At 72.8% G+C, this 25253-nt stretch carries 22 protein-coding genes; 15 read left to right on the top strand and 7 right to left on the bottom strand.

Translation table 11 applies throughout. The features are described 5' to 3' along the window. Positions 1-54 precede the first annotated feature (54 nt). The 3 genes from ACH47X_RS13060 to ACH47X_RS13050 form a co-directional block, all read right to left on the bottom strand. On the bottom strand, positions 55-1167 hold the full coding sequence (locus tag ACH47X_RS13060; protein WP_397404882.1) for a DNA alkylation repair protein: 1113 nt from the start codon (positions 1165-1167) through the stop codon (positions 55-57). A 141-nt stretch (positions 1168-1308) separates the two neighbouring features. Beyond that, positions 1309-1737, bottom strand: coding sequence for an organic hydroperoxide resistance protein (locus ACH47X_RS13055; protein WP_036965167.1), 429 nt, complete (start codon positions 1735-1737; stop codon positions 1309-1311). Positions 1738-1896: 159 nt separating this feature from the next. Next, complete coding sequence (locus ACH47X_RS13050) at positions 1897-2481, bottom strand: TetR/AcrR family transcriptional regulator (RefSeq protein WP_397404880.1); 585 nt, start codon at positions 2479-2481, stop codon at positions 1897-1899. Positions 2482-2606: 125 nt separating this feature from the next. Between ACH47X_RS13050 and ACH47X_RS13045 the strand changes: the two genes are divergently transcribed. Next, positions 2607-4253, top strand: coding sequence for a hypothetical protein (locus tag ACH47X_RS13045; protein WP_397404878.1), 1647 nt, complete (start codon positions 2607-2609; stop codon positions 4251-4253). A 48-nt stretch (positions 4254-4301) separates the two neighbouring features. Then, entirely contained in the window at positions 4302-5918 is a 1617-nt protein-coding gene (locus ACH47X_RS13040) for a family 20 glycosylhydrolase (protein ID WP_397404876.1), read from the top strand. 56 nt (positions 5919-5974) lie between these two features. Here the strand turns inward: ACH47X_RS13040 and rsmI are convergent, their stop codons facing one another. Continuing rightward, positions 5975-6850: a 16S rRNA (cytidine(1402)-2'-O)-methyltransferase gene (gene rsmI, locus ACH47X_RS13035; protein WP_397404874.1), complete on the bottom strand. Its 876-nt coding sequence runs from the start codon at positions 6848-6850 to the stop codon at positions 5975-5977. Positions 6851-6961: 111 nt separating this feature from the next. Here rsmI and ACH47X_RS13030 point away from each other — a divergent pair, with 111 nt between their 5' ends. Beyond that, positions 6962-8656 (top strand): dolichyl-phosphate-mannose--protein mannosyltransferase, encoded by a 1695-nt coding sequence (locus tag ACH47X_RS13030; RefSeq protein WP_397404872.1) that lies wholly within the window; start codon positions 6962-6964, stop codon positions 8654-8656. A 40-nt stretch (positions 8657-8696) separates the two neighbouring features. Here ACH47X_RS13030 and ACH47X_RS13025 read toward each other — a convergent pair whose 3' ends face one another. Beyond that, on the bottom strand, positions 8697-9293 hold the full coding sequence (locus ACH47X_RS13025; protein WP_397404870.1) for an isochorismatase family protein: 597 nt from the start codon (positions 9291-9293) through the stop codon (positions 8697-8699). Positions 9294-9421: 128 nt separating this feature from the next. On the opposite strand from ACH47X_RS13025, the gene ACH47X_RS13020 reads away from it, so the two are divergent. The 10 genes from ACH47X_RS13020 (at position 9422) to ACH47X_RS12975 (ending at position 20881) form a co-directional block, all read left to right on the top strand. Next, positions 9422-10663, top strand: a complete 1242-nt coding sequence (locus ACH47X_RS13020; protein ID WP_397404868.1) for a PQQ-dependent sugar dehydrogenase — start codon at positions 9422-9424, stop codon at positions 10661-10663. A 111-nt stretch (positions 10664-10774) separates the two neighbouring features. Beyond that, the gene (locus ACH47X_RS13015; RefSeq protein WP_397404866.1) at positions 10775-11140 is read left to right on the top strand and encodes a hypothetical protein; all 366 of its coding nucleotides are present in this window, start codon (positions 10775-10777) and stop codon (positions 11138-11140) included. Beyond that, complete coding sequence (locus ACH47X_RS13010; RefSeq protein ID WP_397404864.1) at positions 11140-11796, top strand: nucleotidyl transferase AbiEii/AbiGii toxin family protein; 657 nt, start codon at positions 11140-11142, stop codon at positions 11794-11796. The genes ACH47X_RS13015 and ACH47X_RS13010 overlap by 1 nt, the downstream gene beginning before the upstream one ends. A 43-nt stretch (positions 11797-11839) precedes the next feature. Further along, positions 11840-13465, top strand: coding sequence for a methionine--tRNA ligase (gene metG / locus ACH47X_RS13005; RefSeq protein WP_397404862.1), 1626 nt, complete (start codon positions 11840-11842; stop codon positions 13463-13465). A 7-nt stretch (positions 13466-13472) separates the two neighbouring features. Further along, entirely contained in the window at positions 13473-14408 is a 936-nt protein-coding gene (locus ACH47X_RS13000) for a TatD family hydrolase (RefSeq protein ID WP_397404860.1), read from the top strand. Between the two features lie 90 nt (positions 14409-14498). Further along, positions 14499-15671 (top strand): aggregation-promoting factor C-terminal-like domain-containing protein, encoded by a 1173-nt coding sequence (locus tag ACH47X_RS12995; protein WP_397404858.1) that lies wholly within the window; start codon positions 14499-14501, stop codon positions 15669-15671. A 354-nt stretch (positions 15672-16025) separates the two neighbouring features. Continuing rightward, positions 16026-17252 carry a transglycosylase family protein gene (locus ACH47X_RS12990; protein ID WP_397404856.1) on the top strand — a complete coding sequence of 409 codons (1227 nt, stop codon included), beginning with the start codon at positions 16026-16028 and terminating at the stop codon, positions 17250-17252. A 394-nt stretch (positions 17253-17646) separates the two neighbouring features. After that, on the top strand, positions 17647-18978 hold the full coding sequence (locus ACH47X_RS12985; protein ID WP_397404854.1) for an aggregation-promoting factor C-terminal-like domain-containing protein: 1332 nt from the start codon (positions 17647-17649) through the stop codon (positions 18976-18978). 38 nt (positions 18979-19016) lie between these two features. Next, complete coding sequence (gene rsmA / locus ACH47X_RS12980; RefSeq protein WP_397404852.1) at positions 19017-19934, top strand: 16S rRNA (adenine(1518)-N(6)/adenine(1519)-N(6))-dimethyltransferase RsmA; 918 nt, start codon at positions 19017-19019, stop codon at positions 19932-19934. Then, positions 19931-20881, top strand: a complete 951-nt coding sequence (locus ACH47X_RS12975; RefSeq protein WP_397404850.1) for a 4-(cytidine 5'-diphospho)-2-C-methyl-D-erythritol kinase — start codon at positions 19931-19933, stop codon at positions 20879-20881. Before rsmA ends, ACH47X_RS12975 begins: the two co-directional genes overlap by 4 nt. Positions 20882-20912: 31 nt before the next feature. Here ACH47X_RS12975 and ACH47X_RS12970 read toward each other — a convergent pair whose 3' ends face one another. Together ACH47X_RS12970 and ACH47X_RS12965 are read right to left on the bottom strand one after the other, a co-directional pair. Beyond that, on the bottom strand, positions 20913-21722 hold the full coding sequence (locus ACH47X_RS12970) for an acetylxylan esterase (RefSeq protein WP_397404848.1): 810 nt from the start codon (positions 21720-21722) through the stop codon (positions 20913-20915). A gap of 86 nt (positions 21723-21808) precedes the next feature. Further along, complete coding sequence (locus tag ACH47X_RS12965; RefSeq protein WP_397404846.1) at positions 21809-22798, bottom strand: acetylxylan esterase; 990 nt, start codon at positions 22796-22798, stop codon at positions 21809-21811. A gap of 128 nt (positions 22799-22926) precedes the next feature. Here ACH47X_RS12965 and ACH47X_RS12960 point away from each other — a divergent pair, with 128 nt between their 5' ends. Both ACH47X_RS12960 and ACH47X_RS12955 read left to right on the top strand, forming a co-directional pair. Next, the gene (locus ACH47X_RS12960) at positions 22927-24789 is read left to right on the top strand and encodes an ABC-F family ATP-binding cassette domain-containing protein (RefSeq protein WP_397404844.1); all 1863 of its coding nucleotides are present in this window, start codon (positions 22927-22929) and stop codon (positions 24787-24789) included. Continuing rightward, a complete protein-coding gene (locus tag ACH47X_RS12955; RefSeq protein WP_020017109.1) occupies positions 24786-25253 on the top strand; it encodes an Lrp/AsnC family transcriptional regulator in 468 nt (155 codons plus the stop codon). The genes ACH47X_RS12960 and ACH47X_RS12955 overlap by 4 nt, the downstream gene beginning before the upstream one ends.

Raw genomic sequence — 25253 nt, 5'->3', positions numbered from 1 at the left:
AGGCGGAGCCCGCGCCCGCGGTACCTGAGCGGTGGCCGGCCGCTCCCGCCGCGCTCAGTCGCCCGGGGGCGCGTCCAGCTCGAAGACGGCCGGGCCCGTGGCGACGCCGTTGACCTGGAGCGTCACCGCATGCGGCCCCGGGTAGTAGCGGCGTGTGGTGATGGGCCGGAACGAGTGCTCCCGGCTGAGCTCCACCTGTTCGCCGGCGGCCAGTGTCCGGGTGGTCAGCTTGAAGGTCTTGGCAGTCTGCGAGCCGTTGGCCTTCTGGTGGTGCACCACGTAGTCGATCGCCAGCCGCGCCTCGTCGGCGCCGACGTTGCGCACCGCCGCCGTGAACCTGACGGTGCCGCCGAACGGCACGCGGGCGACGTCAAGCAGCGGCCCGTCGATCTCCAGGGTCGCCGGGCCGAACCCGAGCAGCGCGAGCGCGCCCGGGTCGCCGCGCTTGACCAGCGTGCGCAGGGCGTGCCGGACCAGGCCCGGCGTCGTCGGCGTGGGGTCGTCGAGCCAGCGCGCCGCCGTGGCGACCACCAGCTCCTGGTGGTCCCGGCTGAGGTCGTTCAGGTGGTTGGCGACCGACCGGCGCACGTACTCGCTCTCGTCCCGGTACAGGGCGTCGAGCACCGGAACCGTCACCCCGGGCCGGGCCAAGATCTCCGGCACCCGGACCGACCAGGGCAGGTACGGGCGGGTGCCCTCGCTGGCCAGGCGGCGCACGTCGACGTCGTCCGAACCCGCCCAGGCCGTCGCCGTGGCGAGGGCGCGGTCCAGGTCGTGCCGCAGCAGGGTGCGGACGGCGAACTCCGCGGTGAGCCGGCCGGTCAGCTCGGCCAGCAGCGCCATCGCGTCGTCGAAGGCCGCGTCCGTGCCCTCGTCGACGGCGCGTGTCGCGACGGCGCTCGTGACCGGCCAGACGAGCCAGCCCCCGAACGGCTCCGCGCCGTCACGTGCGGCGCGCACCACCCGGGCGAGGCGCGCGTAGTCGCCTGGCAGGTCGGTGAGCAGGGCGTCGCGCAGCAGGTCCGCGCGCTCGCGCAGCGACAGGTCGCCGAGCCGGCCGGCGGCCTCGGGCAGCGCCCGCAGCTCGGCGTCCGGCGCCGCCGCGCCGATCGCGCGGGTCAGGACGTGCGCGGTGCGGTCACTGATGAGCTCGTCGGCGAACGGCATGTGGCTCCTTCTCTTCCCGGCAGATGTCAGACGCTCAGGTCACCATGGTGACCTGAGCGTCTGACACTCCTGGCGGGTGGGCGGCTCCGCTTCGGGCAGGTGCCTCGTGCCTCGGCCCCTACCCTCCGCTGCGCCTACGGCTCAGTCGACGGTCGCGTCGACCGTGACCTCGATGTTGCCCCGGGTCGCGTTCGAGTACGGGCAGACCGCGTGGGCGGCCTCGACCAGCTCGTCCGCGGTGGCCTGGTCCACGCCGGAGAGCTCGACGTGCAGCGCCGCGCTCAGGGTGAACGCGCCGCCGTCGGCCGGGTGGATGCTGACCTCCGCGACCACGGCGGAGTCGCTGACCGCGACCTTTCGCGCGGCGGCGACGGCCTTGAGCGCGCTGTGGAAGCACGAGGCCCAGCCGGCGGCGAAGAGCTGCTCGGGGTTGGTGGCCCCGCCCGGGCCGCCCATGTCGGTGGGGATCGCCAGCTTGAGGTCCAGCAGGCCGTCGTCGCTCACCGTGCGGCCTCCGGCGCGGCCGTCACCGGTGGACGTCGCGACCGCGGTGTAGATGCTGTCAGCCATGGATGCGCTCCTTCTCGAGCCCGGCGCTCGACCGGTCGATGTAGACGAACTAGTACGTCTACATTAGCCACACCGGACGCGCGGGCACAAGCCGGGCAGCGTGAGAGCCCGCCGTCACGGTGTGTGACGACGGGCTCGGGCGAACCTGGGCGGGTGCTGCTACCCGCGCGAACCGGCCGGCCGGCCGGCGTCGACGACGGCGAAGATCGCGCGGTCCAGGGCGCTGCCGACGCGCGCGGGGTCGTCGAGGTAGCCGGCGAGCATGGCGCCGTCGCGCAGCATCATCAGCTCGTCGGACGCCTGCTGGGGGTCGGTCACGCCGAGCTGATCCGCCATCTCGGCGAAGGTCTGCCGGTACCACGCGCGGTGCTCGGCGACCACGGCGCGGACCGGACTGCCGGGCTCGGCGTACTCAGCGGCTGCGTTGATGAAGGAGCAGCCGCGGAAGCCCGGCTTGCACGCCTCGGTGCCGACGCTCGCCGCGAACCGGTGCAGTGCCTCGGCGTCGCCGACGGAGGCGCGCAGGCTGTCGAGCGCCCCGCGCTCCCAGGCTGCCTGCCGCTCCAGGTAGGCCACCACGAGGGTGTCCTTGGTGCGAAAGTGCCGGTAGAACGTCACCTTGGTGATGCCGGCGCGGTCGATGATCTTGTCGGCGCTCACCGCGCGGATCCCGTGCGCGTAGAACAGCTCGGTGGCCGCGTCGAGGATGCGGTCCCGGGTGGAAGGGGCCGTCGTGGTGCCCATGTGCGCACCTGCCTCCGTACTCGTTCGAGGATCTGAAAGAGACGAGTCTACTCGTGGTGTACTGACGGGTTCGTCTACCGGCCCGGGGTTTCCAGTTCACCGCCCGGTGGGGGAGAATGGCATCCGTGGTTATCCGGAACGCCCGATTCGTCCCACGCCACCGATCTGCCTCCGCCGCGGCACTGCTCGCGGCCGCCGCCCTCGTCCTCACCGGCTGCACGGTGCCGACGGCCGAGGGCGACGATGGCAAGACCGGGGAGAAGTTCCAGGTCAGGGAGCCCTCCGCGCCCGCCCTGGTGCTCGACTCGACCGACCCCGCCGAGCTCGCGCTCACCGCGAGCCAGGCGTTCTTCCACGCCAGTCCGGTCGCCGTGATCGCCTCGGCCGACGACGCCGCCGCGCGCGCGACCGCGGCGGCCACCGGTGCTGCCGTCACCGCGCCGGTGCTCCTCACCGACGGCGGCGTCTCGGACACCAACGTCGTGGCCGAGCTGGAGCGGCTCGGGGCGGGCACGGTCGTGGTCATCGGCGACGAGCAGGCCGTGGCCGCCGTCGGACCTGCCGCGGGGGAGTCCGAGGTGGTCCGCTTCGACCCGGGCGCTCTGAACGCGGCCGCGGAGGCCGCGGCCGCCGCCGGGAAGGGTGGCGACGCGGACGACGACGACGAGGGCAAGGGCAAGGGCGACGGCAAGCGGGCGACCAAGGTCGAGCTGCCGAACGCCGAGCGGCTGCCCGCGGCCGAGCTCAGCAAGCTGCGTGCGGACATCCCCGACGTCACCGATCCCGAGCTGCTGCAGGAGACCATGGTCGTCGTCGACCCCGAGCTCGGCCAGGAGGCGGCCATCGGCACGGCCCTGGCTGCCGGCGCCGTCCCGGTCGAGGTGCCGGACGGCGACGTCGCGGCGGACGCCGGGACGGTCGACACCATCCGTGCGCTCAACCCGCTCGGTGTCGTCGGGATCGGCGGGAAGTTCGGCCGGGCCGAGGAACTGGGCTGGCAGGTGCCGGTGGTGACGTCGGGCGTGACGCTGCCGGGCGGCGCGCTGCAGCTCTTCCCGGGGCGCTACGTGTCGACGTCGTACACGGTGCCGGCCGGCGTGGCCGACCCGGCCGCGGACGCACTACGCGCCACGGAGGCGGCCGCCACGAACGGCACGACGCTGGGCGGGTCGCCGCTGGTCCTCGTGACGGCGAGCGTGCGATCCGGCGCGGCGGGCGAGGACGGCGACTACGTGGACGAGCAGCCGCTGGAGGTGCTCACCCCGGCGGTCGAGACCATCCGGAAGGCCGGGCAGGTCGTGCTGCTCGACGTCGCCCCGGGGGACCAGCCGCTGGCCGCACAGGTCGACGACCTCGAGCCGCTGCTGTCGAAGCCGGGCGTCGGCCTCTCGGTGCACCCGGAGTTCCGGCTTGCCGGCAACGGCGCGGCGGCCGGGACGGTCCCCGTGGCGGAGCTGCAGGAGGTCGTGGACCGCCTGGCGGCGCTGGCCACCGCCAAGGGTCTGCCGCAGATCATGCTGGAGGTGCACCAGTCGACGGCGGCGTCCGTGGTGGACCGGGCGGAGCTGCGGATCCCGTCGCAGGTCGCGGTGGTCTTCACCGCCGCAGGCCCCGCGGCGGGCCAGGCCACGGCCGACGGTGTCTGGGCCGATGTGGCCGGAAACCTGCCCGCCCGCGCGATCCTCGGTTGGTCCGCGCCGAGCGAGGTGCCCGCCGACGCGACGAGCATCCTGCCCACCGAACCGCTCCTGGGCCTGGTCTCTGCCAGCTGAACCTGCGAAACTGCGGGCATCCATCGGAGCGAAGGGGCCCTAACAATCGTGACCACCGTGAGCAGCGGCGCGGCCGTCGTCGCCGACGCCATCATCCCCGTACCTGTCGAGCTCCAACCGGGCGAGGGGGTGCTCGACCTCCGGACCGTCACGATCGGCGCGCCTGACGCCGTGACCGCGCGGCTCGCGGGTGAGCTGCTCACGAGCGCCGGCGCCGCCGTCGCGCCGGACGGCGGGGTGCCCGTCACCCTCACGTCCGACCCGGCTGCGGGCCCTGCGGGCTCCGCGAACCCCGAGCGCTACACGCTCACGGTGACCAGCGAGGGCGTGTCCGTCGCCGCCCCCGAACGCTCCGGCCTGCTGCACGGCGTGCGGACCCTGCGCCAGCTCGCCAACGCGGGCCGGTCCGGGCAGGACGCCGGGCCCGGGGCCCCGCTCGAGGTGCGCGCCGTCGTGGTGCGCGACGAGCCGCGGTACTCGTGGCGCGGCCTGTCGTTCGACGTGGTGCGGCACTGGTTCGGGCCGGCCGACCTGCGGGCGGTCGTGGACCTCGTGGGCTCCTACAAGATGAACCGGCTGCACCTGCACCTGTCCGACGACCAGGGCTGGCGCCTGGAGATCCCGTCCCGGCCGGCGCTGACCGAGAAGTCGTCGCAGGGCGCGGTGTCGGGCGCGACCGGTGGGTTCCTCACCGCCGACGAGTACCGCGAGCTGCAGGAGTACGCGGCCGAGCGCGAGATCGTGATCGTCCCCGAGATCGACGTCCCGGGGCACGTCAACGCGGCGACGCACGCCTACGGTGAGCTGATGCCGTCGGGCGAGGCCACCGACGCCTACGACGGGATCGAGGTGGGCTTCTCCAAGCTGCACTTCGACCTGCCGACCACGGAGCCGTTCCTGCGCGACGTGTTCACCGACGTCGCGCGCATGACGCTGGGGCCGTGGGTGCACTTCGGCGGTGACGAGGTGCTGGTGATGCAGCCCGACGAGTTCGGCCGGTTCGTGGTGCTGTGCCAGGAGATCATCACGGGCGCGGGCAAGACGCCGGTGGCCTGGCAGGAGGCCGCGGGTTCCGCGCACGGCGACCAGGCGGCCGTGGCCGCGCTGGCGGCCGACGGCGGCGCCCCGACGAGCGGGGCCGAAGCTGGTTCCGAAACCGGGGCGACGACCGGTGCCGACGCCGGGCACGGCGCCGGCGAGGCGCCCGTCCTGGTCGAGGCGGGCACGGTGCTGCAGTACTGGGACACGCGGCCCGACCCGGAGCCGTTCCTGCGGGCCGCGCAGGCCGGCGCGCGGTTCGTGATGTCCCCGGCCGACAAGGCCTACCTGGACATGAAGTACACGCCCGAGCACCCGCTGGGGCAGCAGTGGGCCGCGTTCGTGGAGCTGCACGACTCCTACGACTGGGACCCGGCGACGCTCATCGAGGGGCTGCCCGAGTCGGCGATCGAGGGCGTCTCGGCCGCCGTCTGGACCGAGACCCTGCTCAACCGCGACCACCTGTTCTCGATGCTGCTGCCGCGCCTGGCGGCGGTGGCCGAGGCCGCCTGGTCGCAGCCGGGCGCCAAGGACTGGGAGTCGTTCCGGGGCCGCATCGCGGTCGAGGCAGGCGCCTGGCGCCGCGACGGCGCCTCGTACCACCCGACGCCGCAGATCGACTGGTAGCCCCCGCAGGTGTCAGACGTACAGGTCCCCCGAGGGGCCTGTACGTCTGACCCGTACTACTTGGCCGGGCGGGCCGCCAGCGCCGCCGCGTACAGGTCCCGCTTGGCCACGCCCGCGGCGTCGGCCACCTCGGCGACCGCGGCCTTGAGGCGCTCGCCCGCGGCGACCCGTTCCAGGACCTCGCCCACGACGTCGTCCACGCTGGCCTGGACGGCGGGCGCCCCGCCGACCACCACGCAGATCTCGCCGCGGAGCTGCTCGGCGGCGGCACGCTCGGCCAGCTCCGCGAGCGGTCCGCGCAGCACCTCCTCGTAGGTCTTGGTGAGCTCGCGTGCGACGGCGGCCGGGCGGGTGCCGCCGAACGCGACCGCCATGGCACCGAGCGTCTCCGCGATCCGGTGCGGCGCCTCGAAGAACACCATGGTGCGCGGCTCGGCGGACACGGCGGCGAGCGTGCGGGACCGGTCGCCGGCCTTGCGTGGCAGGAAGCCCTCGAACGTGAACCGGTCGGTCGGCAGTCCGGACAGCGCGAGCGCCGTCAGCACGGCGCTCGGCCCGGGGGCGGCGGTCACCCGCAGGTCGCGCTCGATGGCGCGCTCGACCACGCGGTACCCCGGGTCCGAGACGGAGGGCATGCCCGCGTCGGTCACCACGACCACGGTGCCGCCGTCGGCGACGACGTCGAGCAGCTCGTCCGCGCGGGCCGTCTCGTTGTGCTCGTGGTAGCTCGTCACCTTGCCGCGCACCTCGACGCCGAGCCGCCCGGCGAGCGCGTGCAGGCGGCGGGTGTCCTCGGCGGCCACGACGTCGGCGTCGGCCAGCAGGCGGACCAGCCGGGGTGAGGCGTCCTCGGGGTTGCCGATCGGGGTGGCGGCCAGGACGAGGGTGCCGGCCTCGGGCGCGGGCCCAGGAGCCGGGGACGAGTCGGTCATGAACCACACTGTCCCACGCTCTATGCTGGCCCGGTGTCTCAGCAGCCTGAAGCCACCGGAGCGCATCACGCCACAGTGCCCCAGGCTCTGCCCGGAACGTACGGAGCACACATGCGCCGCGAGGCGGTGGGCGCGCGGATGACGTCCACGGGATCGTTCCCGGCCGTCCCGCCGGCCGAGCCGCCGGTGCGCGATCGTCTCCTGCGCGACCTGCTGGGCGAGCGCCGCCTCGCGCTGGGACGGCGCGCGTCGGACCGCTTCTGGGGCCTCTTCGGTGCCCTGGTCGTGACGGCGATCGCCGCGGGCGCGCGGCTGTGGGCGCTGGGCCGCCCGGGCAAGCTGGTCTTCGACGAGACGTACTACGTCAAGGAGGGCTGGTCGCTGGCCAGCCTCGGCTTCGAGGCCGCGTGGCCCGACAAGCCCAACCCGGCGTTCGAGGCCGGCGACGTGAGTTCGTACAAGACCGACGAGGCCGAGTACGTGGTCCACCCGCCCGTCGGCAAGTGGATGATCGCCATCGGCATGCGCCTCATGGGCGGGGCGACCGACCCGATGGCGTGGCGCATCGCGAGTGCCGTGATCGGCATCGTGGCCGTGTTCCTCATGGTGCGCATCGCGCGCCGCCTGTTCTCGTCCACCCTGCTGGGGCTGGCCGCGGGCCTGCTGCTCGCGGTCGACGGCGAGGCGATCGTGCACTCGCGCACCGGCCTGCTGGACCAGTTCCTCATGTTCTGGGTGCTCGTCGCGTTCGGGTGCCTGGTGATGGACCGCGAATGGGCCAGGCGCAGGCTCGCGGACCGCGTGGCCCAGATCGTCGAGGCGGGCGGCGCGGTCGGGCAGTACGGACCACGGCTCGGGTTCCGGTGGTGGCGCCTCGCGGCGGCGGTGTCGCTGGGCCTCGCGTGCGGCGTCAAGTGGTCGGGCCTCTACTTCGTCGCCGCGTTCTGCCTGCTCACCGTGGTGTGGGACGTCACGGCCCGGCGCACGGCCGGCATCGGCCGGTGGTGGGAGGACGCCCTGGTGGTGGACGCCGTCCCGGCCGCCCTGGTCGTGCTGCCCACCGTGCTCGCGGTGTACGTCGCGTCGTGGTCGGCGTGGTTCGCGCACCCGAAGTCGTACCTGCGCGACTGGGCCGTGGTCAACGGCGTGAACCCGCCGGGCTGGTGGCCGGACTGGGGCTGGGCGCAGGGCGCCTGGGAGGCCGGGCGGTCGCTGTGGGAGTACCACCGCATGATGTGGGACTTCCACACCGGCCTGAACTCGGACCACAACTACGCGTCGCACCCGCTGGGCTGGATCGTGCAGTGGCGTCCCACGTCGTTCTTCTGGGAGAAGTTCGCGCCCGGCCAGGGGCCCTGCCCCGCCGACGCCACCAGCGACTGCGCCACCGCCGTGACGTCGCTCGGCAACCCGCTCTTGTGGTGGCTGGGCGCCATCGCGATCCCCGTGGCCCTGGTGCTCGTGTTCCGGTACCGCGACTGGCGGGGCACCGCGGCCCTGGTGGGGATCGCCGCCGGCTGGCTGCCCTGGTTCCTCTACTCGTGGCCGCTCGCGGACCGCACCATCTTCACGTTCTACTCGATCGTGTTCACGCCGTTCGTGATTCTCACGCTGGTGTACCTGCTGGCCGTGGGGCTGGAACGGACCCCGCGCCGCAGCGCGGACCGGCGGATCGTGTGCTGGCTGGCCGCGGTGCTGATGCTGCTGATCGTGGCAGTGAGCGTGCTCTACTACCCGATCTGGACGGCGATGCCGGTGCCGTACGAGTACTGGCAGCGACTGATGCTGCTCCCGAGCTGGATCTAGCGGCAACGGCTGGTCGAGCCGCCTCTCCGGAGGGGCGGTGTCAGAGGGCCGAGGAGTCCCGGAGGTCCACGCCCGCGGCCCTCAGCTCGCGCTCGGCCTCCTCGCCCTGGGCGGGCGAGACCGGGATGGTCAGGTCGGTCAGCACCCGGGCGTGCAGGCCGGCGCGGCGCGCGTCGAGCGCGGTGTGCTTGACACAGTGCGACTCCACCAGGCCCACGACGTCGACGGCGGTCACCGCAGCCTCCGACAGGACCGTCGTGAGGCTGCGGCCGTGCTCGTCGGCGCCGTCGAAGCCGGAGTAGCCGTGGGAGTACTGGCCCTTCAGCAGCTTGGCGTCCGGGACGAGGTCGGCCAGGGCCGGGTGCAGCTCGGCGTTCGGTGAGCCGGCGACGCCGTGCGGCGGCCACGAGTCCACGAAGTCCGGGGTCTCGCTGAAGTGCTCGCCCGGGTCGATGTGCCAGTCCTGCGTGGTCACCACGGTCGTGTACCGGTCGCGGTGGGCCGCGACGTACGCGGCGACGCGGTACGCGATCTCGTTCGCGCCCTCCGTGGCCAGCTCGCCCCCCTCGCAGAACGTGGGCTGCACGTCGACGACGATGAGCGCCCTGCGCTCGGTTCCGGACTCGGTAAGGCTCATGTCCTCACTCTTCCACCGTGATGGCTGCGCGGGTACCCGCCCTGGTCTGTAGTTCGTCACATGATCGGCAGCTCCGATTGCCGATCATGTGACGAACCACAGACCACACGGCTTCCCTCGGTGCTTGGATGGGGACCGTGGACCCTATTGCGCGTCGGTTGGCAGTGCCCGTGCTGGTCTCGGCCCTGCTCGTGGGGGTGGCCGGGTGCGGCGGGGCGGCAGAGCCCGGCGTCGTGTCGCCGAGCCCGACCGCCTCGGCGAGCGAGGCGCCGTCGGGCGGTACCGCGCCCGCGGACGGGGCGGACCCCTCGGACGGCGGGGTGACCGCCGAGGCGGAGGTGGTGGCCCAGGAGCTCCCGGTCCCGTGGGGCATCGCGCCGCTGCCGGGCGAGCGCTTCCTGGTCACGATGCGCGACGACGCGTCGCTCGCCGTGGTGCACCCGAGCGGCGACGTCCACCCGCTGGAGGAGTCCGACGGCGTACGGGAGGTGGCCGACCAGACGGTGCCGAACGGCGAGGGTGGCCTGCTCGGCGTCGCGGTCGACCCGGAGGACACCGGGCCCATGTTCACGGTCTACCTGTACCGCACGGGCGCCGAGGACAACGCGGTGCTGCGTGCCGAGCTCGACCTGGACGGCATGACGCTGCGCGACGTCACCACGATCCTCGACGGCATCCCCAGCGCCTCCAACCACAACGGCGGCCGGATCGCGTTCGGGCCGGACGGGTACCTCTACGTCGCGACCGGCGACGCCGGCGACCCGGCGAACGCGCAGGACCCGGACTCGCTGGGCGGCAAGATCCTGCGGATCACGCCGGACGGCGAGCCCGCGCCGGGCAATCCCGACCCCGGTTCGCCCGTGTGGTCCCTGGGGCACCGCAACGTGCAGGGCCTGGGCTGGGACGCGAGCGGCCGCATGTTCGCCAGCGAGTTCGGGCAGAGCGCGCTGGACGAGCTGAACGTGATCGAGCCGGGTGGCAACTACGGCTGGCCCGACGTCGAGGGGCCCGGGGACCAGGAGGGGTTCGTCGACCCGGTCGCGTGGTGGCCGACGTCGGAGGCGTCGCCGTCGGGCATCGCGGTCACCGACGATGCGGTGTACCTGGCCGCGCTGCGCGGTGAGCGGCTGTGGCGCGTGCCGCTGCTCGGCACGGCAGAGGAGGTCGAGGCCGGTGAGAGCCCGGGTTTCGGCGAGCCGCAGGCGCTGCTGGCGGGCGAGTTCGGTCGCCTGCGCGCGGTCCAGGCCGGGCCCGACGGCGAGCTGTACGTGCTGACCGGCAACACCGACGGCCGGGGCGAGCCCGCGACCGAGGACGGCCGGGTGGTCGACGACCGGCTGCTGCGCGTCACGGTGGCCGCGGCGGAGTAGCGGGCTGGGGGAGCATCCACTGGCAGACGTCTAGGGCTGTGGATATCCTGGCTGCCGGGAACGGGCCGCGTCGTAGGCTCGGACCACCGGTTCTCGAGAGGGGTGAACAGGATGTCCGCAGAACCTGGCGGGTACCGCACGGTGCCGCGCGGCTACGTCTACGCCGACCACATTCCGTACGTCACCCCGGAGTCCCTGGACGACCTGAAGGGGCCGACGAAGGGCAGCGTCACCGTGGGGCCCCATATCGACACGAGCCTGAACCCGACGTACGACCTGGGCGACCCGGACCGGCAACGGAACCTGTACGCGAGAGTCGTGCGGTCGGGGTTCGTCCCTGACCAGGTCCGGTTCCTCGACCAGCGGACGCTGCTGGTGCTCTGGCCGTCGCTGAACCTGCCGGACAGGTGCAGGACCGTCTGGGAGCGGAAGTTCCCGGTGCTGGCCGCCCGGTCCGGAAAGCCGCGGGTCGCCTGATGCTGCCGTTCCATGAGCGCCTGGCCCGGATCGGGCTCCAGGCGCTGGAGGGTCATGGGTTCGTGCTCGCCGGCGGCTACGCCATCTCGACCAACGGAATCGGGAACCGCCCGTCCGCCGACGTCGACCTCTTCACCAACGTCTATGCGCCGAGCCTGTTCGAGGTCGCCGTGGCCAAGCTCCGTGCGGCGTTCCTGGGGGCGGGGTTCTCGGTCCACGACAACTTGATCGGGCAGACGTTCGCCGACTTCAGCGTGACCGATGACGCGACCCAGGAGACCAGCTCGATCCAGATAGGCGTGAACTACCGGGAGTTCGCCCCGGCGAGGTTCGAGATCGGGCCGGTGCTCGACGTGCGCGATGCCGTCGCGGGAAAGATGAGCGCGCTCTGGTCGCGCGGCGAGACCCGGGACTTCATCGACATCGACGCGGTGGTGCAGTCCGGTCGCTTCTCCCGGGACGAGGTGCTGGCGATCGGGGACCGGCAGGAGGCGCTGCCGTTTGACCGGGCCATGCTCGCCGACCGGTTCCGGGCGGCGCAGGGCAAGGAAGCGGCCGAGTTCGCGGCCTACGAGGTCGGGGACGCCTGGCGGCAGGAGATCGTCGACCGCTTCCTCGACTGGGCCGACGAGATCGACCCCGCCGTGGCCCGCTGACCCACCCATGGTGTGCGGCCCCCGCGCAACTACCATTGACGCCATGCCGGAAGCCCAGAAGTCCTTCTACCTCACGACGCCGATCTACTACGTGAACGACGCCCCGCACATCGGGCACGCGTACACGACGGTCGCCGCCGACGTCGTGACCCGCTGGCACCGCCAGCGCCAGGAGAACGTCTGGTTCCTGACCGGCACGGACGAGCACGGCGAGAAGGTGCTGCGCACCGCCGAGGCCAACGGCGTGAGCCCGCAGGTCTGGGCCGACCGGCTGGTCGAGACCGCGTGGAAGCCCGTGCTGCAGACGCTCGACGTGCGCAACGACGACTTCATCCGCACCACGGAGGAGCGGCACGAGACGGCGGTGCAGGCGTTCCTGACCGACCTGTACGACAAGGGCGAGATCTACGAGGGCTCGTACGAGGGTCCTTACTGCGTGGACTGCGAGGAGTACAAGCTCCCGGGCGACCTGCTCGACGGCACGGGGGAGTACGCGGGCCAGAAGGTGTGCTCCATCCACGGCAGGCCTGTCGAGATGCTCTCCGAGCAGAACTACTTCTTCCGGATGAGCGCGTACGCCGAGCGGCTGCTCGCGCTCTACGAGGAGCACCCCGAGTTCGTGCAGCCGGCGTCGGCCCGCAACGAGGTGGTCAGCTTCGTGCGGCAGGGCCTGCAGGACCTGTCGATCTCGCGTTCGACGTTCGACTGGGGCGTCCCCATCCCGTGGGACACCTCCCACGTGCTCTACGTCTGGTTCGACGCGCTGCTCAACTACGCCACTGCCGTCGGCCTGGACAGCGGCGACCCGGAGCGCAAGGCGCAGTTCGCGCGGACCTGGCCGGCCGACGTGCACCTGGTCGGCAAGGACATCCTGCGGTTCCACGCCGTGATCTGGCCGGCGATGCTGATGGCCGCCGGGCTGCCGCTGCCCAGGACGGTCTTCGCGCACGGCTGGCTGCTGGTGGGCGGCGAGAAGATGAGCAAGTCCAAGCTCACGGGCATCGCGCCGGCCGACATCATCGACACGTTCGGCTCGGACGCGTTCCGGTACTACTTCATGCGGACCATCGCGTTCGGCGGTGACGGCTCGTTCTCCTGGGAGGACATGACCGCCCGCTACAACGGCGAGCTCGCCAACGGGTTCGGCAACCTGGCCTCGCGGACCGCCGCGATGATCGGCAAGTACTTCGGCGGCTCCCTGCCTGCCCCGGGCCCGCTCACCGACGCCGAGACCGACCTTGCCCGGGTCGCGGCCCAGGCCGTGGCCGACGCCGAGGCGGCGATCGACCGGCTGGCGATCCACGACGCGGTCTCGGCGGTCTGGACCCTGGTGGACGCCACCAACGGCTACCTCGCGGACACCCAGCCGTGGAAGCTCGCCAAGGAGCCCGGCGAGGTCGACGAGTCCGGCGCGGGGGTCGACGGCGGTCGCCTGGCGACGTCGCTGGTCACCGCCACGGAGGCGCTGCGCTCGCTCGCGGTGCTGCTCAACCCGGTCACGCCGCGCGCGGCAGCCGGGCTCTGGGAGCTGTTGGGCGCGGAGGCGGCGCTCGGAGCCCTGGACGCCCAGCCGCTCCACGGCGCGGCGACGTTCGGCGCGCTGCCCGCCGGCACCATCGTGACCAAGGGCGCCGCCCTGTTCCCGCGCCTCGACGACACGGCCGCCTGAGCCGACGATGGCCAAGCGCACACGTGAACGCGGTTTCCCGGCCGCCCCGGAGCCCCTGCCCGTCCCCGTCGTGGACAACCACACCCACCTCGACCACATCGCCTCGGTGCTGCCGCCCACGGCGCCCGACGGCGAGCCGGGCACCTGGCCGCCGTCCGTGACCGACCACCTGGCGCGCGCCGCGGCCGCGGGCGTGGACCGCGTGGTCCAGGTGGGCTGCGATCTTCCGTCGGCCCGCTGGACCGACGCCCTCGTCCGCAGCGAGGCGCGGGCGGTGGGGGCGCTCGCGATCCATCCCAACGAGGCCACCCTGCACGCGGGCATCGACGAGGTCGGCCCGGACGGCCTCGTGCCGGAGCCCCAGGAGCACCACTCCGTGGGTCTCGACGACGCCATCGCCGAGATCGCCGACCTGGCCAAGGGCAACGACCGCGTCCGCGCGATCGGCGAGACGGGTATGGACCTGTTCCGCACCGGCCCGCGCGGTGAGGAGGCCCAGCGGCAGGCCTTCCGCGCGCACATCGCGCTGGCCAAGGAGCTCGGCCTGGCCCTGCAGATCCACGACAGGGACGCGCACGCCCAGGTCATCGAGGTCCTGCTGGCCGACGGCGCCCCTGAGCGCACCGTCTTCCACTGCTACAGCGGCGACGCCGAGATGGCCCGCGTCTGCGCCGAGAACGGCTGGTACCTGTCCTTCGCCGGCCCGGTCACGTTCAAGGCGAACGACCACCTGCGCGCGGCTCTGACCGAGGCACCGCGGGAGCTCGTGCTCCTGGAGACCGACGCCCCGTATCTCACGCCGCACCCGTACCGGGGGCAGCCGAACGCCCCCTTCGCGGCGGCCCACACGGTGCGGGCCATGGCCGCCTACCTCGGGGAAGACCTCGCCACGCTGTGCGCCGACATCAGCGCCAACTCCGGGCGTGTCTACGGCAACTGGTAAGAATGGCGCATTGGGCCGGAGAATGCGGCATTTGATTTCATAACCCCACATCTTTTCCTGCGAGGTTTGTTCCGTTACGGTCTGGTGCTCGTGGTGAGGTACGCACGGCCGTGGCTCGCGAGCAAACCGGCCCGCTGGCTGGTCCGTGGTGCCGTCGTCGGCATGCTCGCGGGCGTCAGCGGCGTGTACGTCGCCAACGCGGCGACCCTCACGATCGACTACAACGGCGACGTCCGCACGGTCGGCGTCTACGGCAGCACCGTGGCCGAGGCCCTCGCGTCGCAGCACATCGACCTGGAGCGCGACGACGTCGTGCAGCCGGCCGCCACGTCCGCCGTCGGTGCGGGCGGGACCGTGGTCGTCCGTACGAGCCGCGACGTGACCGTCGAGCTCGACGGCCAGATCATGACGCTGCGCACCACCGCCGGCACGGTGGGCGAGCTGCTCGCGGCCCTCGGGCCGCGCGGTGACGGCGCCGTCGCCACGGCGTCCCGCACCACGCAGCTCGACCGTGATCCGGTGCGGTTCTCCACGGTCAAGGAGGTCAACATCGCCGTGGACGGCTCGGTGCTCGAGTTCAGCACCACCGGGTCCACGGTGCGGTCCGTCTTCGAGGAGGCGGGCATCGCGCTGGCGAAGGGTGACGTCACGTCGGTGCCGCTCGACGCCGCGGCGGTGGACGGGATGATCGTCATGGTCAGCCGCGACGCGTCGTCGTCGCGCACGGTGACCGAGGTGGTGCCGTTCGAGACCGAGACGGTCGAGGACCCGAGCCTGCCCCAGGGTTACGAGTCCATCCGCACTGCGGGCGTGGCGGGCGAGGCCAAGGTGACGTACGAGGTCAAGACGGTCGGCGGCGCGGTCGTGGAACGCACCCTGGTGGACCGCAAGGTCACTCGCAAGCCGGTGAACGAGGTGCTCGTGGTCGGCACGATGGACGTCGCCACCGCGCCGGTGGACCCGGGCTCCGCGCGAGCCCTGGGCCAGGCGATGGCCGCGGAGCGCGGCTGGGGCGCCGCCGAGTTCTCCTGCCTGGACCAGCTCTGGCAGAAGGAGAGCGGCTGGCGCTGGAACGCCGACAACCCGAGCAGCGAGGCGTACGGGATCGCCCAGGCCAACCCGGGCTCCAAGATGGCCACCGTCGGGAGCGACTGGCTGACCAACCCGGCCACCCAGATCGGGTGGGGTCTGGGCTACATCTCCGGGCGGTACGGCACGCCGTGCGGTGCCTGGGCGCACTCCGTGGACATCGGCTGGTACTGATCCGGGGACGTTTTCACCCCGGAATATTTTGGACATTAATGGATCTATCCGTACGTTTCGGCGTGTCATTCCTCGAATAGGTCTTGCATTTGATAACGGCAGGGTTACGGTCTCCTGGACCGCCGGATCGGCCGGTCGGGCCCGCGCCCCGCGCGGGAGGTGCGTGCGACTCGTACCGTCCCGGCCCCCGTGCCCGGACCGCGCGAGGACTGGACCCGCGTGTCATCTCCCCACCCCGCTCAGGGCAGCCCCGACGGACTGTCCCCCAACCCTGAGGCCGGCGCCACCGCCGGAATCACCGAGATCTTCGATCCGCCCCCGACGGATCACACCCCCACCGAACCGGTCGTCCAAGTGCCGGTCACCCCTCTGCCGGCCCCGCCACGCAGACCCCGCCGCAGAGCGGCCTTCCTCGCCGGGGCGGCGGCCATCGCGGTCGTCGGTGCCGGCAGCATCACCGCTTTCGCCTCGGCCCACAAGTCCGTCACGCTGGACGTCGACGGCAGGGTCACGACGGTCGAGACCTTCCAGGGTGACGTCGCCGGCCTCCTGGCCGACCAGGGCGTCAGTGTCACGAGCCGGGACGCGGTGACACCCGGCACGGACGGCACCCTGCGGGACGGCGGGATGGTCGTGGTCCGCTACGGCCACGAGGTCACCCTGCGGGCCGACGGCAAGGAGCGGTCGACCTGGGTCACCGCGCTCGACGCCGACCAGGCGCTCGCCACGCTCGCCGAACGAGCCGACGACGTCGCCCTGGTCCCGTCCCGGTCCGGCGGCCGCGTGTCCCTCCCGCTGCGGCTCGACGCCGACAGCCCGGTCAACCTGGTGGTCGGCGGCGAGACCCAGCAGGTGGCCGACGGCGCCGCGCAGCTCGACGACCTGCTCGCTGCGAACGACGTCACCGTCGACGCCGACGACCGGGTCACCGTCCAGCGCGACGCCCCCGAGGGCGGGCAGCCGGCGGGCGCCGGCACGCCGACGCTGTCCGTCGTCGTCGAGCAGGTGCGGACCGCCGAGCGGGAGACCGTGACCAAGCTGTCGTACGACAAGGTGCGGAAGGCGGACCCCGACCGGTTCGAGGACCTCGAGCCCTACGTGGCGACGAAGGGCGTCGTCGGCAAGCGGGTCACCACGTGGGACGTCACCACGGTGGACGGCAAGGTCGTGGAGCGGGAGAAGCTCTCGTCGAAGGTCGAGCGCAAGCCCGTGGACCAGGTGACCGTGTACGGCACCAAGGTTCGTCCGGAGCCCGAGCCGGAACCCGAGCCGGAACCGAAGCCCGTGGCGCGGGAGAAGTCCGAGAGGACGGCGTCCGAGCCGAAGGCGGACGTCGTGGCGACCAGCGGCGTCTGGGCCCAGCTCGCGCAGTGCGAGTCGGGCGGCGACCCCACCACCAACACCGGCAACGGCTACTACGGCCTCTACCAGTTCTCGCAGCAGACCTGGGCGGCGATGGGCGGTTCCGGCCTCCCGTCGGACGCCTCGGCCAGCGAGCAGACCATGCGGGCCCAGAAGCTCCAGGCGCAGTCCGGCTGGGGACAGTGGCCCGGCTGTGCCGCGAAGCTCGGCCTGCTCTGACCCCCTCTTCCCTCGTGTCAGACGCACAGGTCACCCAAGTGATCTGTGCGTCTGACACGGGGGGCGAGTTGGACGGTTGTCCTAGACGAGTGATCGACAACACAGCCTGACAGCACCGAGAAACTTGGCCGGACGATAACGGATCAGTTACGTTCGGTTGTCCTCGCTGGCGTGAGGGTGCGAAGTGGTGTAGGCCACAGCGTCACCACGCCGGCCGGGGCGGCATCGGACGCGACCCGTCGTGCCCGATGTGAGACCGCCGGATCGGCCGGTCGAGACCGCGACGGCTCGCAAGAGTCGCCTGGCCCCCAGGCCGAATCGTGGTAGGGACACTCGCGCCTGCGCGTGGCCCGGCTCGCCGCCCGTGCCCGGGACGTCCGACGACTGGACACGAGTGAACCCCCGTTCTGAGCAGCAGAGTTCTGGCTCCATCCCCAGCATCAACTCAGAGTCCGAGGCCACGACCTCTCGGACGACCCCCGCGAAGCGCCGCCGCCGCTGGCCCCTGGTCGCCGGCCTCGCAGCCGTAGCGATCGCCACCTCCGGATCGGTCGCCTTCGCCGAGGCACGCAAGACCGTCACCCTCGACCTCGACGGCACCGTCAAGACCGTCACCACCTACTCCGGCTCCGTACAGGGCATGCTCGACTCGCAGGGCGTCCGCCTGGGCGAGCGCGACGTCGTCGCCCCCGGGGCCGGCGCCAAGCTCTCCGACGGCGACCAGATCGTGGTCCGCTACGCCCGCCAGGTCACCATGTCCGACGGCGAGGACGAGCGCGACGTCTGGGTCAACGTGACCGACGCCGCCGAAGCCCTGACCACGCTCGCCGAGCGTGGCGGCGACGTCGCCCTGGTGGCGTCCCGCTCCGGCGACCGCGCCTCGCTGCCGCTGCGCCTGAACGACGACGGCCCCGTCGCCGTCGTCGCGGACGGCGAGACGCGCGTGATCGAGGACCACGCCGACAGCGTCGACAGCGTGCTGAACAGCACCGAGATCGAGCTCGACAAGGACGACCTCGTCAACGTCGTCCCCGTCGCCACCCTGGCGAAGGACAAGACGATCGACGCGAAGTCCGCCGAGACCGCCGAGCAGGCGGGCGCGGACGTCGCCCTCCAGGTGCAGCGCGTCGAGACCAAGAAGGTCACCCGCGACGGCGCCGTGGGTTTCGACACCCACACCAGCAAGGACTCCGACCGGTACAAGGACGAGGGCAAGCTCGTCAAGAGCAAGGGCACCAAGGGCGTCCGCACCAAGGTGATCCAGGTGCGTACCGTCGACGGCGAGATCGTGCACCGTGAGGTGATCTCCAACCGGGTGACCAAGGAGCCGGTCGACCGAGTGGTCGTGTTCGGCACCAGGGAGCGCCCGGTGGAGAAGGTCCAGGCCACCAGCACCAAGAAGTCCACCAGCACCTCGGTGCCGTCCGGCTCGGTCAAGGAGATCGGTCAGCAGATGGCCGCCGCGCGGGGCTGGAGCGGCTCGGAGTGGACCTGCCTCGAGTCCCTCTGGGAGCGTGAGTCCGGCTGGAACTACAAGGCCGCCAACCCGTCGTCGGGTGCCTACGGCATCCCGCAGGCGCTGCCCGGTTCCAAGATGGGCTCAGCGGGCTCGGACTGGGCGACCAACCCGGCCACCCAGATCAAGTGGGGCCTCGGCTACATCGCGGACCGCTACGGCACGCCGTGCGGTGCGTGGGGCCACTCGGAGTCGGTGGGTTGGTACTGATCCACTGATGGTGACAATCTCCAGTTAGGCTCACCTGCATGAACGACACCTCAGGCGCCCTGCTCGGTCCCGCGGAGATCCGCGACCTGGCAGGGCGCTTGGGCGTCCGGCCCACCAAGACGCTCGGCCAGAACTTCCTGCACGACGGCGGCACCGTCCGCAAGATCGTGCGCACCGCGGGGCTGCGGCCCGGCGAGCGGGTCGTGGAGGTCGGGCCCGGGCTGGGCTCCCTGACACTGGGCCTCGTGGAGGCCGGCGCCTCCGTCGTGGCGATCGAGATCGACCCCGTCCTGGCCGGGCAGATCGCCGACACCGTGCACACCCGGTTCCCGGACTCCGACTTCGAGGTCGTGCTGTCCGACGCGCTGGACGTCACCGTCCTGCCCGGCGAGGCGCCGACGGCGCTCGTCGCGAACCTCCCGTACAACGTGGCCGTCCCGGTACTGCTCACCATGCTGCAGCGGTTCGACTCGCTCGAGCGCGTGCTCGTGATGGTCCAGGCCGAGGTGGCCGACCGCATCGCCGCCGTGCCGGGGAACAAGATCTACGGCATCCCGTCGGTGAAGGCCGCCTGGTACGCCTCGGCCCGTCGGGCGGGGACCATCGGGCGCAACGTGTTCTGGCCCGCCCCGAACGTCGACTCCGCGCTCGTGTACCTCGAGCGTCGGGACCCGCCGTCGACCACAGCGTCGCGTGAGCAGGTCTTCGCCGTCGTGGACGCCGCGTTCGCGCAGCGCCGCAAGACGCTGCGCGCCGCCCTGTCCGGGGTGTTCGGCTCCGGTGCCGCCGCCGAGGCGGCGCTCCGGGCCGCCGACGTCGACCCGGGCGCCCGGGGTGAGACGCTCGTGGTCGAGCAGTTCGCGCGCATCGCGGAGCAGCTTCCCGACGTGTCAGACCCTCAGGCCACCCGGGTGACCCCTGCGTCCGACACCGACGTGCAGGAGGGGGACCAGTGATCCCGCGTCTCGCGGCGGCCCCGCCGCCGTCCGTCCGGGTCCGCGCGCCCGGCAAGGTGAACCTCGGCCTGCGCGTGGGTCCCGTCGGCGACGACGGCTACCACCCGCTCGCGACCATCTTCCAGGCCGTCTCCCTCTACGAGGAGGTGACGGCGACCCAGGTGGCGCCCGGGTCCGGAATCTCGCTGACGGTCTCGGGGCCACAGGCCGACGTCGTCCCGACCGACGAGTCCAACCTCGCCTGGCGCGCCGCCGCGCTGCTGGCCGAGCGCACGGGCCTGGCCGCCGACGTCCAGCTGCACATCACCAAGGGCGTGCCGGTCGCCGGCGGCATGGCGGGCGGTTCGGCCGACGCCGCCGCGGCGCTCGTGGCCTGCGACGCGCTCTGGGAGGCCGGCATGCCCCGGCCGGAGCTCGTGGAGCTCGCCGCCGAGCTCGGCGCGGACGTGCCGTTCTCGCTGCTGGGGCACACCGCCGTCGGCACGGGCCGGGGCGACCTGCTGACCCCCGCGATGACGCGGGGCGAGTTCCACTGGTGCTTCGCGACGCAGCGGGAGGGGCTCTCGACGCCCACCGTGTTCCGCCGGTTCGACGAGCTGGCCGGCCCGTCGACGCCGCGGGTGGCGCCCACCGACGACACCGCGATCATGCACGCGCTGCGCGCGGGCGACCCCGTCGCCCTCGGCAAGGCGCTGCACAACGACCTGGAGGGCCCGGCGCTCGACCTGCGCCCCGAGCTCGCCGACGTGGTGGAGGTCGCGACCGAGTCCGGTGCCCTCGGCGTCGTCGTCTCCGGGTCCGGGCCCACGGTCGCGGCCCTGGGCCGGTCCCGGCAGCACGCGCTCGCGCTGGGCGCCGCGTGGACGGCGGCCGACGTCGTCGACGCGGTCTGGTGCGCCACCGGGCCCGCCCCGGGGACCCAGGTCATCACCCCGGTACGTGCGTAGCACCCCGCCGAGGAGAAGAGGTAGAAGAAGGTCAGTACGCGACCTGGGGCACGAAGACGTTCGCCAGGTGCGTGTGCCGCGTGACCCAGCGGGTGCGCCGCGTCGTCAGGTTGCTCTCGGCGGTCAGCACGCACTCGACCACGCGCTCGACCGAGCCCGTCATCGCGGCGAGCGCGAGGGCGGCGTTGCGGCCCCACTCCTCCAGCAGCACCTGGGCACCCGCACCCTGGGTGAGCTGCAGCGGCGTGCTCGCCCGGCGGGCGAACGCGACCAGCGAGTCCTTGTGCGCCGCCGGGATGTCGCCCTCTACCAGGGCGCACGCGAGGTCGGGCAGCAGCCCGGCCGCGGCCACCGCCGCGGCCGCCACCGGGCCGGTGCCCAGCACGGCGACCCGCGACGGGTCCACGCTCTCCAGCGTCCGCAGGGCCTGCACCGCCCGGAACGCATCGGTGAACGCGCCGCGGTTGTACGGGTCGTCGAGGTCGTCCGGTGGCACCTCGACGACCAGGTGGGCGAACCCGGCCGACGCCAGCCACTCGAGGTCGCGCGCCGCGGCCCCGCCGGCCGGGCGCAGCTCGACCAGCCCGGGCAGCGTCGCGGCCGCGCCGACGGGCAGCAGCAGCCAGCCCGTCACGGGGCGGCCCTGGAACCCGGCGAACGTCACCGTCTCCGCCTGGAGGTCCCGCGAGCGCGTGCCGGCGGTCGCGAGGGTCGGCGCCACCTCGATGTCCCGGTGGGCGGCGAGGTTCGCCGCCCAGAACGCGTCGAAGTCCTCGGGCTCGTCGGTGGCGGGCGGAGCGGCCGGCGCCACCGTGACGAGTGGCAGGTCGTACTCGGGCACGGGCGGTACCTCCGGGTCTTGGGCGTGCGCTCGGAGCGTACCGCCAGTCCCCGACACTCCCGACGCCGGTCCGGGACCCCCGGCCGTCAGATGATCTTGTTCAGCCATGCGAGCTTGCGGGGGAACCGGTAGTCCCCGCCGCCCTCGTGGTTGTTGTAGGGGTAGACGTCGATCTCCTTGTCCACCGCGCGGGAGCCGCCCGGCCCCCAGCCGTTGTACGCGGCGTACACGGTGGACGGCGGGCACGTGCCGTCCATCAGCGCCACCGAGAACAGGCCCGCCCCGCGGGCGCGCCGGGCGAACGACACCCCGTCGAGGTACGAGAACGTGCGCCAGACCTGCTCCTCGACCGCCGGGTCGCGGTGCACCGAGAGGTACTTCGTGATCTCGCTGTACGGCGCGTTGTCCGTGATCGACACCGCGCGGCGGTAGTGGCACAGGAACGGCACGTCGGGCATCGCGGCCACGACGTCGGGCACCAGGCCCGCGACCGCGATGGTGATGCCGCCGCCCTGGCTGCCGCCGCTCAGCGCCACGCGCGCCGGGTCGAGCCCGTCGATCGCCCGCACCGCGTCGACCGCGCGGACGCCGTCCGTGAAGACGCGCCGGTAGTAGTGGTCGTGCGGGTCCAGCACGCCGCGGGTCATGAACCCGGGGGACGCGGGGCCCGAGCCCACCGGGTCCGGCGTGTCCCCGCCCGCGCCCCAGCCGGAACCCTGGCCGCGCGTGTCCATCATGAGGTGCGCGTAGCCCGCGGCCGCCCACTGGATCCGCTCGTGCGGCAGGCCCCGGCCGCCGCCGTAGCCCTGGTACTCCACGACCACCGGCAGGTCGCCGGTCGCGTGCGCGGGCCGCGTCAGCCACGCCTTGACAGGGTGCCCGCCGAACCCGGGGAACGTCACGTCGTCCACCAGGATCTCGGTGAGGCCCACGTCGAGGCGCTCCACCTGCGGCGCCGTGTCGAACGTGCGGGCCTCGGCCACCGTGGCCGACCAGAACTCGTCGAAGTCGGCGGGCTCGTCGACCTCCGGCGTGTACTTCTCGAGATCGGGCAGCGGCATGTCGAACTGGGCCACGTGGATGCTCCTCGGCGTCATCGTCGTTCTGGGGTGCGGCGGCGAAGTCCTGCTGCGCGGCGCCGCGCCGTCCTGAGCTTGTCGAAGGGTCGACCGGGGTGAGCGTAGCGCGCGACTACCCTTGGTAGGTGGCACATCTCCTCGGCGCAGACGGCATCGCGCTGACCATCGGTACTCGCACCCTCCTCGCGGACGTCTCGCTGGGGCTCGACGACGGCGACCGCGTCGGCATCGTCGGCCCCAACGGCGCGGGCAAGTCCACCCTGCTGCGCATCTTCGCGGGCACCGCCCTGCCTGACGGCGGACGGGTCACCCGGGTGGGCGGCTCCACCCTGGGCATGCTCGACCAGCGCGACGAGCTGCCCGAAGACGCCACCGTGCTCGACATCGTGCACGGCGACGCCGAGACCCACGTCTGGGCCTCGGACGCGCGCGTGCGGGAGGTGCACGACGGCCTGATCGCCGAGCTCGCCTGGGACGCCCCGGTCGCCAAGCTGTCCGGCGGCCAGCGTCGCCGCGTGGCGCTCGCTGCCCTGCTCGTGCAGGACCCGGACGTGCTGCTCCTCGACGAGCCGACCAACCACCTCGACGTCGAGGGCGTGGCCTGGCTCGCGGCCCACCTGCGCGAGCGGTACGGCCGCCCGGGCACGTCGGGCGCGCTCGTCGTCGTCACCCACGACCGCTGGTTCCTCGACGAGGTCTGCTCCCGCATGTGGGAGGTGCGCGGCGACGGGACCGGCGCCGTCGACGGGTACGAGGGCGGGTACGCGGCCTACATCCTGGCGCGTGCCGAGCGGGCCCGGCAGGCCGCGACGGCCGCCGAGAAGCGCGACAACCTGCTGCGCAAAGAGCTCGCCTGGCTCCGCCGCGGCGCGCCCGCGCGCACGTCCAAGCCGAAGTTCCGCCTCGACGCCGCGTCCGCGCTGATCGACGACGAGCCGCCGCCGCGCGACTCGATGGAGCTCACCCGCATGGCGACGCGGCGGCTCGGCAAGGACGTGCTGGACCTCGAGTCGGTGTCGGTGACGGTGCCGGGCAAGGTCCTGTTCGACGACGTGACCTGGCGTCTCGGGCCGGGCGACCGGTACGGCGTCGTGGGCGTCAACGGGGCGGGCAAGACGACGCTGCTGGCGCTGCTGGCAGGCCGCCGCGAACCGGACTCGGGCCGGGTCAAGCGCGGCAAGACCATCCACGTGCAGGAGCTCTCGCAGGACGTCGCCGAGCTCGACGAGCTGGGGTCGCTGAAGGCCGTCGAGGTCATCGAGCAGGAGAAGGGCCGGGTCGTCGTCGACGGCAAGGAGCTCACCGCGGCGCAGCTCACCGAGAAGCTGGGCTTCACGCGCGAGCGGGCCTACACGCCGGTGCGGGACCTGTCGGGCGGCGAGCGGCGCCGGCTCCAGCTGCTGCGGCTCCTGGTGTCCGAGCCCAACGTGCTGCTGCTCGACGAGCCCACCAACGACCTCGACACCGACACGCTGGCCGCCGTCGAGGACCTGCTGGACGGCTGGCCGGGCACGCTGATCGTGGTCTCGCACGACCGGTACCTGCTGGAGCGGGTGGCCGACCGGCAGGTCGCGCTCCTCGGCGACGGAACCATCCGCGACCTTCCCGGGGGCGTGGAGGAGTACCTGCGGCTGCGGGCGGCAGCCAGGTCCACCGGCATCTCGGGCGCGGCCGCGGGTGGCGGCGCGCGCACGGGTTCCGGCAACCGCTCCGGCGGGGCGGCGACGGGGTCGGCCCCGGCGTCGGACGGTGCCCCGGCCGAGGAGCTCTCGCAGCGCGACATCCGCGCCGCGAAGAAGGAGGTCTCCCGAATCGAGCGGCAACTTGCGAAGATTGCCCAGAAGGAGGCCGAGCTGCACGAATCCATCGCGCAGCAGGCAACGGACTACCAGGCCGTCGCGCGGCTGGACGCGGAGCTCCGCGACCTCGGGACCGAACGCGACGAGCTCGAGGCGGCCTGGTTGGAAGCGGCGGAGGTGGCGGGATGACCGACAACGATCTGACACCGCTCGACGGGGTCGACAGGGCACTCGTCGACGCACTGCGCAAGGACGGCCGCACCACGCTCGCGGTGCTGTCCGAGATATCGGGGCTCTCCCTGTCCGCGGTGCAGGTGCGGGTGCGCAAGCTGGAGGCGCGCGGCGTCATCACGGGCTACCGGGCGGTCGTGAACCCGGAGGCGGTGGGCCTGCCGCTCTCCGCCTTCATCGAGATCACGCCCCTGGACCAGGCGCAGGAGGACGACGCGCCCGAGCGGCTGCGCGGCATGACCGGCATCGAGTCGTGCTACTCCGTGGCCGGCAACGCGAACTACCTGCTCACCGCACGCGTGGCGTCGCCGCGCGCGCTGGAGGAGCTGCTCGGCAAGATCCGGCGCACGGCCAAGGTGTCCACGCGCACGACGGTGGTGCTCCAGACGTACTTCGAGGGGCAGGCGGCCGAGCTCGACTGA

It is taken from the genome of Promicromonospora kroppenstedtii, assembly GCF_044389675.1.
In the GTDB taxonomy this organism is placed as follows: Bacteria; Actinomycetota; Actinomycetes; order Actinomycetales; family Cellulomonadaceae; genus Promicromonospora; species Promicromonospora kroppenstedtii.
Note: the sequence above shows the minus strand (reverse complement) of the source record. Positions and strands in the feature narration are given on the sequence as shown.

What these genes read in the sequence shown, in the direction of transcription:
- ACH47X_RS13060 (WP_397404882.1), bottom strand. Translation starts at nt 1,167, where the DNA reads ATGCCGTTCGCCGACGAGCTCATCAGTGACCGCACCGCGCACGTCCTG.
- ACH47X_RS13055 (WP_036965167.1), bottom strand. Translation starts at nt 1,737, where the DNA reads ATGGCTGACAGCATCTACACCGCGGTCGCGACGTCCACCGGTGACGGC.
- ACH47X_RS13050 (WP_397404880.1), bottom strand. Translation starts at nt 2,481, where the DNA reads ATGGGCACCACGACGGCCCCTTCCACCCGGGACCGCATCCTCGACGCG.
- rsmI (WP_397404874.1), bottom strand. Translation starts at nt 6,850, where the DNA reads ATGACCGACTCGTCCCCGGCTCCTGGGCCCGCGCCCGAGGCCGGCACC.
- ACH47X_RS13030 (WP_397404872.1), top strand. Translation starts at nt 6,962, where the DNA reads ATGCGCCGCGAGGCGGTGGGCGCGCGGATGACGTCCACGGGATCGTTC.
- ACH47X_RS13025 (WP_397404870.1), bottom strand. Translation starts at nt 9,293, where the DNA reads ATGAGCCTTACCGAGTCCGGAACCGAGCGCAGGGCGCTCATCGTCGTC.
- ACH47X_RS13020 (WP_397404868.1), top strand. Translation starts at nt 9,422, where the DNA reads ATGGGGACCGTGGACCCTATTGCGCGTCGGTTGGCAGTGCCCGTGCTG.
- ACH47X_RS13015 (WP_397404866.1), top strand. Translation starts at nt 10,775, where the DNA reads ATGTCCGCAGAACCTGGCGGGTACCGCACGGTGCCGCGCGGCTACGTC.
- ACH47X_RS13010 (WP_397404864.1), top strand. Translation starts at nt 11,140, where the DNA reads ATGCTGCCGTTCCATGAGCGCCTGGCCCGGATCGGGCTCCAGGCGCTG.
- metG (WP_397404862.1), top strand. Translation starts at nt 11,840, where the DNA reads ATGCCGGAAGCCCAGAAGTCCTTCTACCTCACGACGCCGATCTACTAC.
- ACH47X_RS13000 (WP_397404860.1), top strand. Translation starts at nt 13,473, where the DNA reads ATGGCCAAGCGCACACGTGAACGCGGTTTCCCGGCCGCCCCGGAGCCC.
- rsmA (WP_397404852.1), top strand. Translation starts at nt 19,017, where the DNA reads ATGAACGACACCTCAGGCGCCCTGCTCGGTCCCGCGGAGATCCGCGAC.
- ACH47X_RS12955 (WP_020017109.1), top strand. Translation starts at nt 24,786, where the DNA reads ATGACCGACAACGATCTGACACCGCTCGACGGGGTCGACAGGGCACTC.